A 14,346-nucleotide genomic window follows, 5' to 3' on the forward strand; every position below is an offset into this window, starting at 1 on the left:
TCCGGCTCAGTCGTGCGGCTCATGGGCCGACTGGAAGCCGAGCTTGATCAGCGTCTCCATGATCTCCATGGCTTCCTCGGTGTTCTCGATCGGTGTCTGCGAGGGGTAGGGCTTGCAGATCAGATCGACACCGTGGGTGGACCAGCGGCGGGTGAGCACCTCCCCCTGGATCAGCAGGGCCCGGCCGGTCTGGTCGGACATGCTGATGAAGGTCTCTCCGGAGGGGCTGGCGCTGACCCCCATGATCTCAATGTCCTTGCCCATCAGCGCGATCAGGTCGCCCGGGTGGGGCACTTCGGAGAATTCCTTCTCCAACGGCTTGAAATAGGCCGGATTGCGCCGGGTGCCGTCGTGGGCGATGTAGTCCACGATCACCTGAACAGACATTTGACCGTCAGTCATACTCGACAGCGTAGCGTGAGCCCGCGCCGAATCCAGGGCCGGAGAACGGCTCTCCGAAGCTCAGCCGCCGGGCCAGGAGCTGCTCCACACTGCGTTCGGCCAGCTTCAGGCGTTGTTCCAGCGTGCCGGTGAGCAATACCCATGAATGCCCGGCCGCGGTCAGCTCGTCGACAAACCACCCGGTCATCGCAGCCCTGACGGCCAGATCGCCCTCCCGGAGCCCGTCGTCGTGCCACGGCACACCCTCGTGGTCAGTGACCAGATAGAGGTGACGATCCGGCAGATCCAGGGCCCAGGGCTGGGCCGGCCGGGCCTGCTCGCCCAGGTAACGGCGTTCCCAGAGCATGGTCGCGAACGCGTCGGTGTCGCAGATCAGTACCGGCGATCCGGAACGCGCCGCGGACTCCTCAGCTCGGGTCTGCTCGTACGCCACCCGGTCGAAGTCTTCGTGGTTCCAGACGATTGCCTCAAGTTCCGGCTCCGGCCGACCGGCCTCACGCGCCGCCCGCTTCTCGGCATCCCACTTGATCGTGGTGTACTCACGGCCGTACTCCGGCACCCACCCGGTGCGCGCCCACACACCGCCCTTACTGCGGCAGGATTCGGCAAGCATGGACGAGATCGTGGTAGTTCCCGTCGATTCCGCACCAATCAGGATGATCCGGGTGGTCAAACCGGCTTGCGTAGCCGGAGCAAGATCGTCCCAGTGGCCGCCCGGATCCGCCCGTACTGCGGTGGCAGACAGGTCGTCCCGCAGCAGGGACACCGCCTTGGCCCCGAACCGGCCGGCCAGCTCCGGGCCGTAGGCATCGGCCGAGTAGACGGCATCCACGGGAACGGTCTGCCCAGTGGCTCTGATACCCGCCCGCATCACCGCGACCTGAGCCTGCCAGACCTGCTCGTCACCGACGTCCATCGGTGCATCGCAACGGATCCCACCAACGGTGACCTGAGACTCGTCCTTATGTTCTGCTTTCAGCCAGGCGACCCGGTGCTCCAGCGGCACGGTCTCGGCGATCGAGGCCATCACCAGCACGGTGACGCGCTCGCACTCGGCCGCGGCCCGCCGGATCACCCGATGATGCCCCCGGTGCGGCGGATAGAACTTGCCGATGAACAGGCCGTGCCGATAAGCCTTCACGCGTGAATCGTTTCCTTCACTGCTGCGGCCGCCCGCCACCGGCGCAACCCGTCCAGACACAGCGCCAGGAAGAGCGCATAGACGATGGCGGTGAGGTACAGGTCCTTGCTCACGTACAGCGGGATGTAGATGCAGTCGGCCGCGATCCAGAAGAACCAGGTGGCAACCCGTCTGGTGTTGAGCAGCCACTGAGCCACCAGCGACAGCGAGGTGGTCAGTGCATCCAGGAACGGGCTGGAGTCGTGGGTCTCGCGCAGAATCACGGTCAGCACGGCAGTTCCGACGACGACCGCGAGCACACAGATCAGCAGAGTACGCCGATCGGCCTCCCGGATCGGGCTCTCCTCCTGAACCTCGTTCCGCCCCTGGAACCACTGCCACCAGCCGATGATGCCGAGCGCGATGAAGACGATCTGCAGGCCGGCATCGGCCCAGAGCCGCGCCGAGGCGAACAGCACCAGGAACATGGCGCAGTTGACGATCCCGACCGGGAAGTTGGCGATGCTCCCGCGGGTGGTCAGCCAGACGCACAGCCCGCCGGTGATGAAGCCCAGCAGTTCGGCCCAGGTGACGGGAGCGCCCCACAGGTCGAACACGGCCTGGTTGAGTGGCGCCACCCAGTCGCTCAGGAGATCCATCCCGCTCACCTCTCGTCGTCCTGACTATTATTCGTCAGAGTGACGATAGCTGGTGATGCCGCCGAAAATCCAGAGCTACACCGGGTTGGTTGTCGGCCGGCCCGGCCGACTGTGATGGAATCCCGGGTCCGATCCCCACCGCCCCGCAAGGACCTCGCATGCCCCAGCAACTCCTGCCCTTCCTGGCCGTGGTCATGATCCTTACGCTCACCCCCGGCCCCGACATGGCGCTGGTGCTGCGCAACGGCGTGCGTGGGGGCGTGCGAATGGCCTGGTGGACGGGTCTGGGCTGCTGCGCAGGCATCAGCGTGTACGCCGCTGCTTCGGCCGTAGGTGTGGCCGCGATCCTGGCCGCCTCGGCCACGGCCTTCACCATCATCAAGCTGGCCGGCGCCGCCTATCTGATCTACCTAGGCATCCTGGCCGTATGGCATGCGCGCAAGCAGCCCTCGGTGACGGCTTCTACGGAGACTGGGACCGCCGCCCCCGACCCCGCCACCGCCTTCCGGCAGGGCCTGCTCAGCAACCTGCTCAACCCCAAGATCGCCCTGATCTTCCTCACCCTCATCCCCCAGTTCGTCTCCCCCGGCGAACCCGCCCTGCCCACCACCGCCACCCTGGCCGCCGTCTTCCTGATCGTCGCGGTGGCCTGGTGGCGCCTGTTCTCCCTCGCCGTCGGTGTTCTCGGCGCTGTGTTGTCCCGGCCGCGGGTACGCGTGAACATCGAGCGCGTCACCGGCGTCGTCCTGATCGGCCTGGGGCTGCGGGTGGCGACGAGCGCGCACTGATAATCCAACTGCGCCGTGATCATGAGTTTCGGGACACTGGCCCGATGGAAGCCACGCTGCAAGAACTTGAACGCTATTACGACACCGTCCCCCGGCTCAGCGCACGGGCCGAGGACTTCGGCCCCCTGACGCTGTTCGTCCGCGACAACGGCGGTCACCCCTTCTACGCCCGTCCCACCCTGAGCGCCCAGGAAGCGGTGGCCGCGCAGAACATCGAGGCCGTACGAGCGCGCCAGCGTGAACTCGGCATACCCGAGACCTTCGAATGGGTGCACGAGATCTCGCCCGGGCTGACGGAGGCTGCGCGGGAGGCAGGCCTTGAGGTCGCTTCATGTCCCCTGCTGGTCCTGCCTCCCGACGCCGAGGTGTCTCCGCCTACCGCGCCGGTGCAGTTTCTGACGGCGGACAGCCCCGCCTTGGGCGCTGCGATTGCCGTGCAGCGGTTGTCTTTCTCGGGGAAGGACACAGATCTGGCTGACGAGGTCGCGGCCGCTACGGCTGACGGCACGATCGAGCGCGCGCAGGCCCAGCTTCGCTCTTCTGCAACGTATTTCTGCGCCGCCCTGGACCCGGACGGCAACCCGCTGAGCGCCGGCCAGCACAACCCCGTCGGCGATGTCACCGAGATCGTCGGCGTTGCCACCCTGCCCACCGCCCGGCGTCGCGGTCTGGGCGCCGCCGTCACTGCCGCACTGATCGCCGACGCCCGAGCCCGGGGCATCCGGACGATCTTCCTCTCGGCCGCGGACCAGAACGTGGCCCGGGTCTATCAACGCCTGGGCTTCGAGCGGCTCGGCACGGCCATGATCGTCGGATAGAGGTTCGTCGGTGATCGACGACAACAGCCTGATCCTCCTGACGCCGTACGCCCAGGGGCTGCGCTCGCAGCCTGGCATCGAGGGCGCTCTGGGCCTCCCTCTGGAACTCCTGGAAGCCGACCTCACGCCAAAAGCGTTCAGCCTGGCTGCCGTGCTCTTCACCTACCCGGTCGAAAGCCCTCCCCGGGTGGTCGACCTTCGCCGGCTCGACCGGGGTGACTACCAGGCTGAGCTGAGGGAGCTTGTGAAGCACGGCTGGGTGCTGCTGCAGTGACCTGTCCCACGGCCAGAAACTTTCTGGCCAGACTCTGAACTTTTTGGCTGGGTGCTGCATCGAAGTCTGCGTCCAACAAAAACGGCCAGTGGCCCACCGGCCCGGCAGCCGCTCAGCAGGGAGTCCCCCGTGTTCGTGTCCAGCAAGCGCATTCGTCTCGCCGCCGCCTTCGCCGCCTCGGTGACCGGCGCCGGTGTCCTGCTCGCAGTCGGTACCCCGGCCCAGGCCGCAGTTTCCGAAGATGCCGGCACCGTCGCGGTGGCGAGCGCAGCCGCCAAGCCGGACTACTCGCTGATCCCGGCCAACCGCATGACCAAGGCCGGAAAGGCCAAGAAGGGCCTGGACTTCGGCTACATCGACAAGGTCACGGTGAAGAACGGCGTGGTGAAGATCCGCTTCGACCGCGCCGAGTTCTACACCGGCCGCACCGCCAACGAGATCGCCGGCGGAGAGTCGGTCAGCGGATACGAGGTCGTGGACAAGAGCTCCAAGAAGTACACGTTCACCGTGGCCAAGAAGGCCGGCCTGACCGGCGAGCTGGACCTGGTCTCGTTCGACCAGCAGACCAACCGCCACAAGATCACCCGCCAGCAGTTGATCACCCGGCTGAAGCAGGCCGACAAGGACAACCGCCGCGTCGCCGTGTGGCTGCGTCACACCAACGGCGACAAGGGCACCGTGACGTCGCTGGCCGAGCAGTACATCCCCTGATCTTTGTCCGACAGCGGGCGGGCACCTCAAGCAGTGGGGTGCCCGCCCGCTTCTTGACGTCCTTTGGCTAATACGATTAGCTTGAGGCTAATCAAGAAAGCTTGCGACTGCCGGACGAGGGACGAACGCCATGGACAGCACCCCCAGGAAACAGGACCGCACCTCGCACCCCGGCTCCAAGCCCCCTGGCCACGACCTGTTCTCGGGCGGTCTGCGCTTCCTGACCGAACTGATCGCCTGGATCGCCGCCCCCTGGGCGCTCTGGCCACACTCCATCCTTCTGGCCATCGGCGTCGTCCTACTGCTGATCGTTCCTCCCGCCATCTTCAGCACTCCCGGCGACCGGCCCGGCGGCGACACCCCCATCGCCGTCCCCGGCGCGGTCACCATCCTCATGCTGCTGTCTCATCTGGTCGCGGCCACGGCAGCGGCCTGGGCGCTCTGGCCCACCTGGATCGCGGTGGCGGTGACGACCCTCTGCGTCGTCGTGGTGATCACCGAGCAGCCCCGCTGGCGCGCACTGACTCGACGAAGCCGCCCCTGAACGCCCTCCAACCCTGCATTCCTTGCACAAGGGCCAGGTTCAGCCCGGTGTACCGCGCAGGCGCGCGCCGACCGAGGCCGGGGCAGCCTTACCGAGCATCTGACACAAGGTCACGACCTCCGCAGCCTCGGTCACCTCGCTCCAACGCCGCATCCCGTCGTTCCACTCGTCGCCGTACGGCACTGCGGTGACATCACTGACGGCAGTACGCTTCCCGTCTTCCGTGGCCACGGCGAAACTCTGGTGCCCGTCGGTCTGACCTCGAAGGCCCCAGACCGTTCCGCACGGGGTCACGACCTTGTGAACACCCAGGCCGTAGGCATTCTCGGACCGGTAGGCCGCAGGCAGGTCCACCACGGTCTTCAGCTGCGTGAGCTGTTCGTCGGAGAACAGCTTGCCGGCGAACAGAGCCGAGACGAAGACGGCCAGATCGTCCTGATCGGAGATCATGGCGCCGGCCGCACCCGCCCTGCCGTCGATGGGCCAAGCTGCGGTGTCGGTATATTCGGGCAAGGCGCCATCGAACTTCATCGAGTACCCGCGCGCGTATCCCTGGTCGATGTTCGTGGCCACAGTCTCGGGCAGATAGGTCTTCTTCAGGCCCAGCGGGCCACTGATGCGCTCGTCCACCAGCTCGGGCAGCTCCTGCCCGGTCACCTTCTGCAGCAGCTTTCCGATCACGATGTAGCCGGTGTTCGATTAGCCCCAGCTCTCCCCGGGCTCGAAATTGGGCCCATGCGGGAACGCCATCGCAAGCAGCTGGTCCTCGGTCCAGAGCCGCTCCGGATTCGTTCCCAGGACGCCCAGAACTTGTCGTCGTCGATGTAGTCGAACAGGCCGCTGGTGTGGTTGAGCAGCATGCGAACAGTGATCTTCTTCCCGTTGGGCACCACGCCGGGCAGGTACTCCGCGAGCGACGCATCCAGATCGACCTTGCCCTCGTCCACCAGCTGAAGACACAACGTCGCCATGAAAGCCTTCGCAATACTGCCGATCTGGAACTGATCGGCGGCCTGGATCGTGCGGTCGGTCTCCCGGTCCGCCACCCCCAGGGCCGTGCGCTCGACCCCTCCACCATCGTCGATCCGCGCCATGAAGCCGGGAACCGCGGCACCCACCACCTGCTGCGCCACCTCATCCATGACTGCGCCGTCCGGCGCCGGCTCGGCGGCCTTTTCCAACGAACTGCTGCACGCGACCAGAAGCACGGAAGTCACCATGATCGACCAGATTCTTGGCACATCACGGAGCTTAGTGAGTGACCCATCGGTAGCAGTGCGTAGCACTATTGTCAGGACTCCAAGTACTCCAGAGCAGACCATGTACTTGACCAGAACGTACGGAGAGCAGACTGATGCTCAGCAGCAGACAAGCGCTTCGACCCAAGGAGAGCCCATGCCGACCGATCCCGACGACACCCTCGTCCCCGTCCACGTCCCCCGGCGCCACCTCACCGCCGTCTACGGGTTCATCGCCAGCCTCGAGGCCGCCGGTGATGCTGAAGCCCTGCCCGAACCAGCCACCAGCTGGTCTGTCGCAGACCTGAGCCGCTTCGCCGAGCCCCCCACCGCCACCAGCCTCACCATCGGCAAGGTGCTCGACGTGCTCGCCGGCAAGCCCGGCGACTACTTCTCCACCACCCAGCTCGAAGAGCTGACCGGCGTGCCCCGCCCCAACCTCAAGGGCGCGTTCTCCGCCCTTACCCGGCACATCAACAAGCACTACGACGGGCGCGACTGGATGCTCGAGTTCCGCTGGGGAACCGAGCTAGGAGCCGGGCACCCGGCCGAAGCGCACTACCGGCTCACCGAGGAGCAGGCCGACCTCTGGAAGCAAGCCCGCTCGTCCTGAAAGTTCCTACACAGAAAGGTGAACGACATGGCCATGGAAGGCAGGCAGCTGACCCGGGACCAGGTGCTGAGCTGGCGGGAGTCGTGGTCGCAGGCCGACCGCGATCGCATCGCCGCCGCCCTCGACGCCATCGATGGCGGCGCGTACCTGGCCCCACCGAGCGGCGGCTACCTCGGCGCGTGGGTGAACCACCAGATGGTCTTCACCATCAACCCGGGCTATGTCGCCTGGCGCCTCGGGCCGTACACGAAAGAGCTTCCATCTGAGCTGTTCCCGAGCATGTACGCGAACGAGACCCACGAGTGGCACGAGCTGTCGACGTTCCGCTACTACGGTGGCGGGGTCAAGAACATCGAGGCGGAGGAGAAGGTCTGCCCCATCCACGGAATGACCCTTCCGAAGACCGGGATCTGCGACGACTGCGCCTGATTCGGGGCTGCCATACTCGCCCACGTGCTGAATGAACCTCGCGAACTCATGGACGCCTTCCGCGGCACAGCACTGGAAGGCCTGAACGTCGAGACAGTCCCCCAAAGCGACGTACTGTTAGTGACGTGGCTGGATCCCAAGAATCTTCTCGCCGGCTGGCAGGCTGCCCGGGATCTCATGGCGGTCACCGGACGTCGCCCCGTCGCTGTCGGCGAGGAGTTCCGGGACGAGTTCTTCGAAGTTGAAGCGGCTGAGCTGCAGGAGCTCGAGACAGCAGTCCATTCTCTCGATCCTTGGCCCGAGAAGTACGCGCTGGAAGCCGAACTGGACCGAAAATACTGGTCGATGGACGAGGTCGATCTCGAGACGGTCTCTCAACTCCTGAACTTTCGGGGCTCCGGTCCGGCCTGGGATTCCGATGCGGTGGCGAGAGAACTGCTACCCGGCATCCCTGCGCCGACCACCGACTACACGTTGAACGAGCACCTTCTCAAACACATTTGTGACGCCCCTGAACGGCTCGCGCAGTTGGGTCCCGTTGATGAGAGCGAGACGTCCTCTGGTGCGCTGGACTGGTACAAGGCCACCGAGGTGCACCTGGCACTTCTGCCGACGACCAGCCCCTGGCTGTCAGCCGCCTGGCTCTACTACTTCGGTGAGGACGACACCGCCAACCTGGCCGCCTGCATGCGTCAATGGAACGAAGCCTGGGGAGCCGAGATAGTCGCCTCGTGGGGAACCATGCTCCAGTTCGTCACCACCCGTCGACCCGCGTTCGGCCCCGAGGCCTTCGAACTCGCTCGTCAGCACCTGGCCATGGCCGGCAACCTGCACGTGCCCCCGCTACAGCTGGCCTGGGAACTGGCCCACACCAATGCCTGGTTCCTGCACGAACGGCCCTGATCCAAGTCGCCTACATGAGACGAACCTTGTAGGCGTCGAACCGGCGATCGGCCTTCAACAGCAACAAGTCTCGCCGGGCAGCCTGAGCGATGAGCATGCGGTCGAACGAGTCGTCGTGATGCCGGGGCAGGGCCCTTGCCGCCAACCCGTCCTCCACCATGACGGCCAGTTCGGAGATGCCCTCGTCGTCCAGTTCCTGACGCAGGTCCTCGGGCACATCCAGCTCCCCCAGCGACGCCTTGATCGACATCTCCCAGGCCGAGGCGGCCGAGACGAAGACCGCTCGGTCCGGCTCCGCGATGACCTTGCGCATGGCCACGGGCAGGCGCTCATCGTCGGCGAGCCACCAGAGCAGGATGTGCGTGTCGAGCAGGACGCTGGTACGACGAGGCGGCGGCTCAACTGGCCGAGGTGATCGAGAAGGCGGAGACGACCTCGGCGACGCTTGCGGCGGTGGGTGCGGAGGGGGTGGCTGAGACGGTTGATCAGGTCAGAGACGCATTGCAGGGCATCTCCACCAGCACCAGCGGCCTGAACGGCTCGCTCGAGAATGCAGCGAAGACGCTGGAGGCGGCCAAGGGTTGAAGGGCGGGCGACTCCGCGGGCAGTGCGCCGACGGACACCAGCGCGCCATCGGGCGTGACGACCTCTCCAACGGACGCACCGGCGCACGAGGAACCCGCAGCAAGCCCGCGCGGCGAGTCGCAAGCCGTACCTGTCTCAGAGCCGTCAGATCAGATCGAGGGCACCGTCGTGGACGCGCCCGCTCATGCTTCGGCAGAAACTGGCTCTCAACTGCCGGCTGGCCAAGAGATCCCTGACGAAATCAGAGACGATACTTCGTTCGCCTTCTGGTCCGACGAGGACCTTCGCATCACGGCTGAGGTACAGAAACAGGTCGGCGCCCAGGAAGAGCTGGAGAAGCAGGAGGAAGAGGCTTCTGGGCTGCGGCGCACTTGGAAGCAGACTTCCCGGCTCGCCGCGGCCACGGGTGTAGTCGCCTACGAGATCGGGTCAACGACACTTCCGGCGGTTCCGGAGTGGGCATGGGGACCCATCGCCGCTGCGATGGCGCTTCCGGAATTCGTGAGGGCCTTCAGGGGCTGGTGGCATGGAAAGGACTGAATACGTGAAGATTGATCCTGCAGCCGAGGATCTCGGTCGGGAAGCTGTTCGTACCGCGATAGCGAAGGACCGTGGGGGTTTCGAAAAGGCACTCGAGGAGATTGCTCGAGCCGCACCTGCTCTACGGGACCAAGTGTTGCCCATCTACTCCGCTGTGGGCCGTTCCGTTCTTCGGAGCATCTACTCGGGCGGCGCCCCCAATCAGAAGCAGAATCTTGAGATGGCCCAGCAGATCAGGGCCACGAGCCCCTGGGCCCCTCTCGAACTGAAGGAAATCTGGGAAACCCTGGAAGGGCTGTCCAGCGCCAACCACACACCAGATGTAGCGCCCGAGCGTCTGGCTGCCACGCTGTTCGTAGTCGTCGGATATCTCCTAGCTGCCTACACCAAGAGTTCCGGCTTCGAGAGCTTCTACGACTACCTGGATGCGGTGCTGAACGACTTGGTCAGGCCATCCTCGTAGGGGCCGGTGGCGCAGCCGGTACAAAATCGATGTCGGAAGTCACGGCCGCACCGGCTCACAGCGACCCGTGCCTCAGCATCGTGGGGTGCCGTATGCGAGGGCATATCCGTAGATACCCAGGCGCATATTGCACAAATCGGTCAAATTTGCTGAACTGTTGGGCCTGCCGATCAAGCAGCTCGCCGAGAACACTGGGGGGTTCCTCGCATGCCCGAGTCACCCCTGATCGACTTCCGTCTGCACGAGACCCGCGCCGGCCGCGCCGGGGCTCCGGGCGAGTTCGAGGAGATGGTCAACCAGCTCGTCCACGTTCTCCATCCCGGTTCCCGGTCGGTGCAGGCAGACCCGGGTGACTGGGGAATCGATGCGTTCGCCGGCGATCTTCACGGCACCATCACGGTGTGGCAGAGCAAGTACTTCACCCAGATCGGCAAAGCACAGTTCAACCAGATCAACGACTCGCTGAACTCCGTGGTGAAGCACGCTGCCAAGCACGGATTCCGCTTCGAGCGGTGGATCCTGTGTACACCGTGCGACCTGAACCCTGAATCGACACGCTCTTGGCAGCGGCTCGAACAGCGGTATCTGGACGAGCACGGGGTGACACTGGAGTTCTGGGGCCGCACCGCGCTCACCGAACGGTTGCGACGGCCAGAGGCATGGCATCTGCGCTACAGCTACTACGGTGGAAACCCCCCGCCCAGAATACCTTTACCTAAACCGCTGACCCCATTGAGCCCGCCGGACCGGACTCTGTCTGATCCATGGAATCCGGGTGACGTGGTCCGGATCCGCGATCAGCGATATGTCGTGCGTCGCGTTGCCACATCGGAAGACGCGGGTGGTTTCATTCTTGGATGGCGTACGGCTCTGGCGATTCCGGAGGGCCGGTCGCACCTCGTCTGGGTCCAGCAGACCCGCGGCGTCGGCGCCGCGAGCCTGAAATGCAGTGTGAACGCTCGTGGTCTTCCTCCTGTGGAGCTGTACGTGGAGGGGCCCGAGACAAGCACTTTGATCACCCGCTGTCCCGCGGGACGCTCGTGGGCCGACCTCTACCGGGCCGGTCCTCTGCCTGCGGCGGCCCTCCCTTCGTTCTTCAGCATGGCGGCGGCCGCCGGTCGTTCACTGGCCCAGTTGCACGAGAGCGGTTTTGACCATCGCCGTCTGGAGGGCGAGGTCTTCATCGTGCAGGACCGTACGGTGAGACTGCGAGACGGCGGTCTGATGGGCGCACCTGGTCTCCCTGGAGACAGTCTCGACGCGCCGGCTGCCCCCGAACAACAGCACCCACCCTATACAGCCGGACCGCAGACCGACCTGTACCAGTTCGCGGCCTTGATCTGGCGGTCACTGACCGGGAACCCGCCGTCGCCGGGCCCTTACCAGCCATCTTTGCGCTTGTTCTACCCCGCGCTGCCGGAGGATCGGCCGTTCCGGAGAGCCCTGAGCCCCGACCCCGGCGCCCGTGGGCACCTCGACGAACTGATCAAGGGCCTGAACGTCTGCGCGGCCGGGTGAAAGAGCCGGCGCATTTTGCAGGCCCCCTGGCCATCATTCAGAACCGGGCCCTGCGCGAGGATCCTCAGCGGACCAGCCAGGACAATGTGTCGATCTTCGTGATTGCCGAAGAGATCACCGCCATGCTCTCCACCGGACGGCTTCCGGCTCGGATCGACGCGTTCCAGGGCGACGAGCAACTCGTCCTTCACACCACCCGCCACGTCATCACGCTGTACCCGACCAAACGCCAGGACGCGTTCCGGATCGGCTCGATCCGGCCGGCCAACCTGAGAACCGAGTCCCGAGTGGCAACCGCCGGTTGCCTGCTGAGCATGCCCGGATGCCACCTGTTCGACGACGTCCTGAGCATCGGCCAGAATTTCTCCCCTGAGCAGCAGCGACGCTTCACCACGTGGCCCCAGCTGAAGCAAACGCTGCAGACCACCGATCTTCCCGGTGACGAACGCGCCGAACGGCATCAGGCTTATCTGGCCGACACCGCCAGCATCATCAAGGTCGAGGAAGAACTGGATCGTCAGGCCACCCAGCAGGCCGGCGTACTCACGTACACGGCCGTAAGTTCCGCTCAGGAGCAACGTTATTCCGAACGCGACGTGTACCGCTTCGCCGTACTGGAGCGACCTGCATTCGGTCCAGGAGATCAGGTGACCATCGACGGCGATGCGCCGTTGCGGGCAGGCGTCGTACGCGTCACCCAGCGATCCATCACTCTCCGCATGCCGCGCACGGACGTCTCGGCCATCCCTGCAAGCGGCACCATCCGGCTCGCGCCCAAGTCGTCGGTGTTCCGCGCCCAGAATCAGGCCGTCAGGACCCTACGCGAAGGCCGGTCGCTCAATCCCGAACTCCTGCATCACCTCGTAGACGGTGAGCACCGTCCCTACACACCGGGGTGGGCCACCCCGCTCACGCCGTTGGACGCGTCCCAGAACGATGTCTTCCGCAGGGCTTTGGGCATCAAGGACCAGTTGCTGGTGCTCGGCCCACCCGGCACGGGAAAGACCCGGGTACTCACCGCGATCGCCGCTGAGGCGGTACGCCGGGGTCAGAGAATCCTGCTGGCTTCCCAGACCAATCAGGCGGTGGACAACGTTCTTGAGCGACTGCCGGACGGACTTCTTGCCGTGCGGACCGGCAACGAGGACAGCATCGTGGAGGGTCTGCGGCGTTACCTCCCTCGGGAGCACGCCAGCCAATTACGCCGCTCCATCCAGGCCCGAACCCACGACGCCAGTCAGGTCTACCGCTTCTTCCGGGAGGACGGGGAGAGCACCTCGTGGCTGAGCGAGATCCAGGATGCCTGGAGCGGGTCGGTCCAGGCCGAAAAGTGTCTGCGGCTGGCGCAGAAGGCCTACGACGACCGTGCGGAAGAGATCAGGCGGGCCAACCCCGTCCCCCGGTCGTCATGGCTGCGGCGCGTCCTCCTGTGGGAGAGCAAGGAGGCCGCGCTGGCCCGGGTCCGGTCCGTCGAACTGACGCAGTCCGCGCTGATCGACGTGGATCCCCTGGCTCAGCGGGCCCGGTCGGAGTGCCGTGCCCAGCAGAGCGCCCGTGAGGACGCCCTTGAGCGTTGCCGAAGGGCTGCGCAGGTCCTGGATCGCGAACTGGCCCTGGCACTACCCGATCAGCATCGCCCCGCCGACAGGGACGTCTCCGATGGGGACAAGTATGTGCACGACGCCCGCAAGCTGGTCGAAATGGCGCGCCGGCGCTCGCAGCTGCTGCAGGACTGGGCCGGGCAACTCGACTCCTCCGACGAGGTGCTGGAGCGCGAGATCCTTCGATATGCCGGAGTAGTCGCGACCACCTGCACCGGTGCAGCCCGGGCCGAACTGCAGGAACTGGAGTTCGACCTGGCCCTGATCGACGAGGCCGGGCAGATCTCCACCCCCAATCTCTTGATACCGCTGGTTCTGGCGCGGCGGCACGTCCTGGTGGGTGACGACCGGCAGTTACCGCCGGTCGTCAGCGAGGGCGTGAGTGAAGCACTGACCGAGCGGGGACGCGACGACCTCGTCAACGTGCTGCACCGCAGCACCTTCGAGGATCTGTATCGCCGCGGCGCTCCGGAAGCGGCGCACAAGACCATGCTGTCGGTTCAGCGCCGGATGCCTGATGTGCTGGCCCGGTTCATTTCTCAGCAGTTCTACGACGGCAAACTGCAGTCCCGCAGCACCTCGAGCTCGACTGACCCCTCCTTCACCTCGCCGATCGCGTTCATCGACACCTCCGACCAGCCCGAGAAGACGCGGTGGGAACAACGGGTAGGCGGCTCCGGTTCCGACCGGCAACGTAGCTGTCGCAACAATTTCGAGGCCCAGATCATCGTTCGCCTGATGGCCGAACGCCAGGGCCTCAGCCAGGACGCTGCGGTTATCGTCCCCTACCGGGCCCAGCAACTCCGGATCACCGAACTGCTGAGCCGGGACCTCGGACCCGGTCACGCCGTGGAGGTGGGCACGGTGGACCGATTTCAGGGCGGGGAAAGGGACCTCATCGTCTTCGGCTTCACCCGCAGTAACAAGAACGGGACCATTGGATTCCTCAAGGAACTGCGGCGCCTGAACGTCGCGATGACCCGGGCCAGGAGTCAGCTCATCCTGGTCGGAGACGCACGCTGCCTCTCCGGCGCCGCAGATTCGGACTTCCGTGCGTTCATGCGCGAACTGCTGGCTTACATCGCCACCCACGGCGACCGGCGCATGAGCGCGAACGTGTTCCCGCCGGAGAAGGGCTGA

At 65.5% G+C, this 14,346-nt stretch carries 19 protein-coding genes; 13 read left to right on the forward strand and 6 right to left on the reverse strand.

Going from position 1 to position 14,346, the window contains the following annotated elements; translation table 11 throughout:
- Nucleotides 1–6: 6 nt before the first annotated feature.
- The 3 genes from LWF15_RS27935 to pnuC are packed head-to-tail and all read right to left on the reverse strand — an operon-like array spanning nucleotide 7 to nucleotide 2,181.
- Nucleotides 7–402 (reverse strand): hypothetical protein, encoded by a 396-nt coding sequence (locus LWF15_RS27935; RefSeq protein WP_232813932.1) that lies wholly within the window; start codon nucleotides 400–402, stop codon nucleotides 7–9.
- A complete protein-coding gene (locus LWF15_RS27940; protein ID WP_232813933.1) occupies nucleotides 395–1,543 on the reverse strand; it encodes an AAA family ATPase in 1,149 nt (382 codons plus the stop codon). Before LWF15_RS27940 ends, LWF15_RS27935 begins: the two co-directional genes overlap by 8 nt.
- Nucleotides 1,540–2,181: a nicotinamide riboside transporter PnuC gene (gene pnuC, locus LWF15_RS27945; RefSeq protein WP_232813934.1), complete on the reverse strand. Its 642-nt coding sequence runs from the start codon at nucleotides 2,179–2,181 to the stop codon at nucleotides 1,540–1,542. The genes LWF15_RS27940 and pnuC overlap by 4 nt, the downstream gene beginning before the upstream one ends.
- 158 nt (nucleotides 2,182–2,339) lie before the next feature.
- Here pnuC and LWF15_RS27950 point away from each other — a divergent pair, with 158 nt between their 5' ends.
- The 5 genes from LWF15_RS27950 (at nucleotide 2,340) to LWF15_RS27970 (ending at nucleotide 5,316) form a co-directional block, all read left to right on the forward strand.
- Nucleotides 2,340–2,969 carry a LysE family translocator gene (locus LWF15_RS27950; protein WP_232813935.1) on the forward strand — a complete coding sequence of 210 codons (630 nt, stop codon included), beginning with the start codon at nucleotides 2,340–2,342 and terminating at the stop codon, nucleotides 2,967–2,969.
- 44 nt (nucleotides 2,970–3,013) lie between these two features.
- On the forward strand, nucleotides 3,014–3,787 hold the full coding sequence (locus LWF15_RS27955; protein ID WP_232813936.1) for a GNAT family N-acetyltransferase: 774 nt from the start codon (nucleotides 3,014–3,016) through the stop codon (nucleotides 3,785–3,787).
- 10 nt (nucleotides 3,788–3,797) lie between these two features.
- Entirely contained in the window at nucleotides 3,798–4,061 is a 264-nt protein-coding gene (locus tag LWF15_RS27960) for a hypothetical protein (RefSeq protein WP_232813937.1), read from the forward strand.
- Between the two features lie 129 nt (nucleotides 4,062–4,190).
- Complete coding sequence (locus LWF15_RS27965; RefSeq protein WP_232813938.1) at nucleotides 4,191–4,772, forward strand: hypothetical protein; 582 nt, start codon at nucleotides 4,191–4,193, stop codon at nucleotides 4,770–4,772.
- 130 nt (nucleotides 4,773–4,902) lie between these two features.
- Nucleotides 4,903–5,316 (forward strand): hypothetical protein, encoded by a 414-nt coding sequence (locus LWF15_RS27970; protein ID WP_232813939.1) that lies wholly within the window; start codon nucleotides 4,903–4,905, stop codon nucleotides 5,314–5,316.
- Nucleotides 5,317–5,355: 39 nt separating this feature from the next.
- On the opposite strand, the gene LWF15_RS36910 is transcribed toward LWF15_RS27970, so the two are convergent.
- On the reverse strand, nucleotides 5,356–5,973 hold the full coding sequence (locus LWF15_RS36910) for a serine hydrolase domain-containing protein (protein WP_332879938.1): 618 nt from the start codon (nucleotides 5,971–5,973) through the stop codon (nucleotides 5,356–5,358).
- Between the two features lie 20 nt (nucleotides 5,974–5,993).
- Nucleotides 5,994–6,524: a serine hydrolase domain-containing protein gene (locus LWF15_RS36915; RefSeq protein WP_332879939.1), complete on the reverse strand. Its 531-nt coding sequence runs from the start codon at nucleotides 6,522–6,524 to the stop codon at nucleotides 5,994–5,996.
- Between the two features lie 187 nt (nucleotides 6,525–6,711).
- Here LWF15_RS36915 and LWF15_RS27980 point away from each other — a divergent pair, with 187 nt between their 5' ends.
- From LWF15_RS27980 to LWF15_RS27990, 3 genes are read left to right on the forward strand one after another with little or no spacing between them, the layout of a single operon-like run.
- A complete protein-coding gene (locus LWF15_RS27980) occupies nucleotides 6,712–7,167 on the forward strand; it encodes a hypothetical protein (protein ID WP_232813940.1) in 456 nt (151 codons plus the stop codon).
- A gap of 27 nt (nucleotides 7,168–7,194) precedes the next feature.
- The gene (locus tag LWF15_RS27985; protein WP_232813941.1) at nucleotides 7,195–7,596 is read left to right on the forward strand and encodes a hypothetical protein; all 402 of its coding nucleotides are present in this window, start codon (nucleotides 7,195–7,197) and stop codon (nucleotides 7,594–7,596) included.
- A 24-nt stretch (nucleotides 7,597–7,620) separates the two neighbouring features.
- Complete coding sequence (locus tag LWF15_RS27990) at nucleotides 7,621–8,499, forward strand: DUF4253 domain-containing protein (protein WP_232813942.1); 879 nt, start codon at nucleotides 7,621–7,623, stop codon at nucleotides 8,497–8,499.
- Between the two features lie 10 nt (nucleotides 8,500–8,509).
- Here the strand turns inward: LWF15_RS27990 and LWF15_RS27995 are convergent, their stop codons facing one another.
- On the reverse strand, nucleotides 8,510–8,872 hold the full coding sequence (locus tag LWF15_RS27995; RefSeq protein ID WP_269810957.1) for a type II toxin-antitoxin system VapC family toxin: 363 nt from the start codon (nucleotides 8,870–8,872) through the stop codon (nucleotides 8,510–8,512).
- A gap of 38 nt (nucleotides 8,873–8,910) precedes the next feature.
- On the opposite strand from LWF15_RS27995, the gene LWF15_RS28000 reads away from it, so the two are divergent.
- From LWF15_RS28000 to LWF15_RS28020, 5 genes are all read left to right on the forward strand, one after another.
- Nucleotides 8,911–9,084, forward strand: a complete 174-nt coding sequence (locus LWF15_RS28000) for a hypothetical protein (RefSeq protein ID WP_232813944.1) — start codon at nucleotides 8,911–8,913, stop codon at nucleotides 9,082–9,084.
- Between the two features lie 168 nt (nucleotides 9,085–9,252).
- Nucleotides 9,253–9,624, forward strand: a complete 372-nt coding sequence (locus LWF15_RS28005; RefSeq protein WP_232813945.1) for a hypothetical protein — start codon at nucleotides 9,253–9,255, stop codon at nucleotides 9,622–9,624.
- 4 nt (nucleotides 9,625–9,628) lie between these two features.
- The gene (locus LWF15_RS28010) at nucleotides 9,629–10,087 is read left to right on the forward strand and encodes a hypothetical protein (protein WP_232813946.1); all 459 of its coding nucleotides are present in this window, start codon (nucleotides 9,629–9,631) and stop codon (nucleotides 10,085–10,087) included.
- Between the two features lie 207 nt (nucleotides 10,088–10,294).
- On the forward strand, nucleotides 10,295–11,605 hold the full coding sequence (locus LWF15_RS28015) for a protein kinase family protein (protein WP_232813947.1): 1,311 nt from the start codon (nucleotides 10,295–10,297) through the stop codon (nucleotides 11,603–11,605).
- Between the two features lie 86 nt (nucleotides 11,606–11,691).
- Nucleotides 11,692–14,346 carry a DEAD/DEAH box helicase gene (locus LWF15_RS28020; RefSeq protein ID WP_232813948.1) on the forward strand — a complete coding sequence of 885 codons (2,655 nt, stop codon included), beginning with the start codon at nucleotides 11,692–11,694 and terminating at the stop codon, nucleotides 14,344–14,346.

The sequence above is a fragment of the Kineosporia rhizophila genome, assembly GCF_021277265.1.
In the GTDB taxonomy this organism is placed as follows: domain Bacteria; phylum Actinomycetota; class Actinomycetes; order Actinomycetales; family Kineosporiaceae; genus Kineosporia; species Kineosporia rhizophila.

Bases quoted from the DNA above. Each gene is read 5' to 3' on its own strand.
- LWF15_RS27935 (WP_232813932.1), bottom strand. From the start codon at position 402: ATGACTGACGGTCAAATGTCTGTTCAGGTGATCGTGGACTACATCGCC.
- pnuC (WP_232813934.1), bottom strand. From the start codon at position 2,181: ATGGATCTCCTGAGCGACTGGGTGGCGCCACTCAACCAGGCCGTGTTC.
- LWF15_RS27950 (WP_232813935.1), top strand. From the start codon at position 2,340: ATGCCCCAGCAACTCCTGCCCTTCCTGGCCGTGGTCATGATCCTTACG.
- LWF15_RS27955 (WP_232813936.1), top strand. From the start codon at position 3,014: ATGGAAGCCACGCTGCAAGAACTTGAACGCTATTACGACACCGTCCCC.
- LWF15_RS27970 (WP_232813939.1), top strand. From the start codon at position 4,903: ATGGACAGCACCCCCAGGAAACAGGACCGCACCTCGCACCCCGGCTCC.
- LWF15_RS27980 (WP_232813940.1), top strand. From the start codon at position 6,712: ATGCCGACCGATCCCGACGACACCCTCGTCCCCGTCCACGTCCCCCGG.
- LWF15_RS27985 (WP_232813941.1), top strand. From the start codon at position 7,195: ATGGCCATGGAAGGCAGGCAGCTGACCCGGGACCAGGTGCTGAGCTGG.
- LWF15_RS28015 (WP_232813947.1), top strand. From the start codon at position 10,295: ATGCCCGAGTCACCCCTGATCGACTTCCGTCTGCACGAGACCCGCGCC.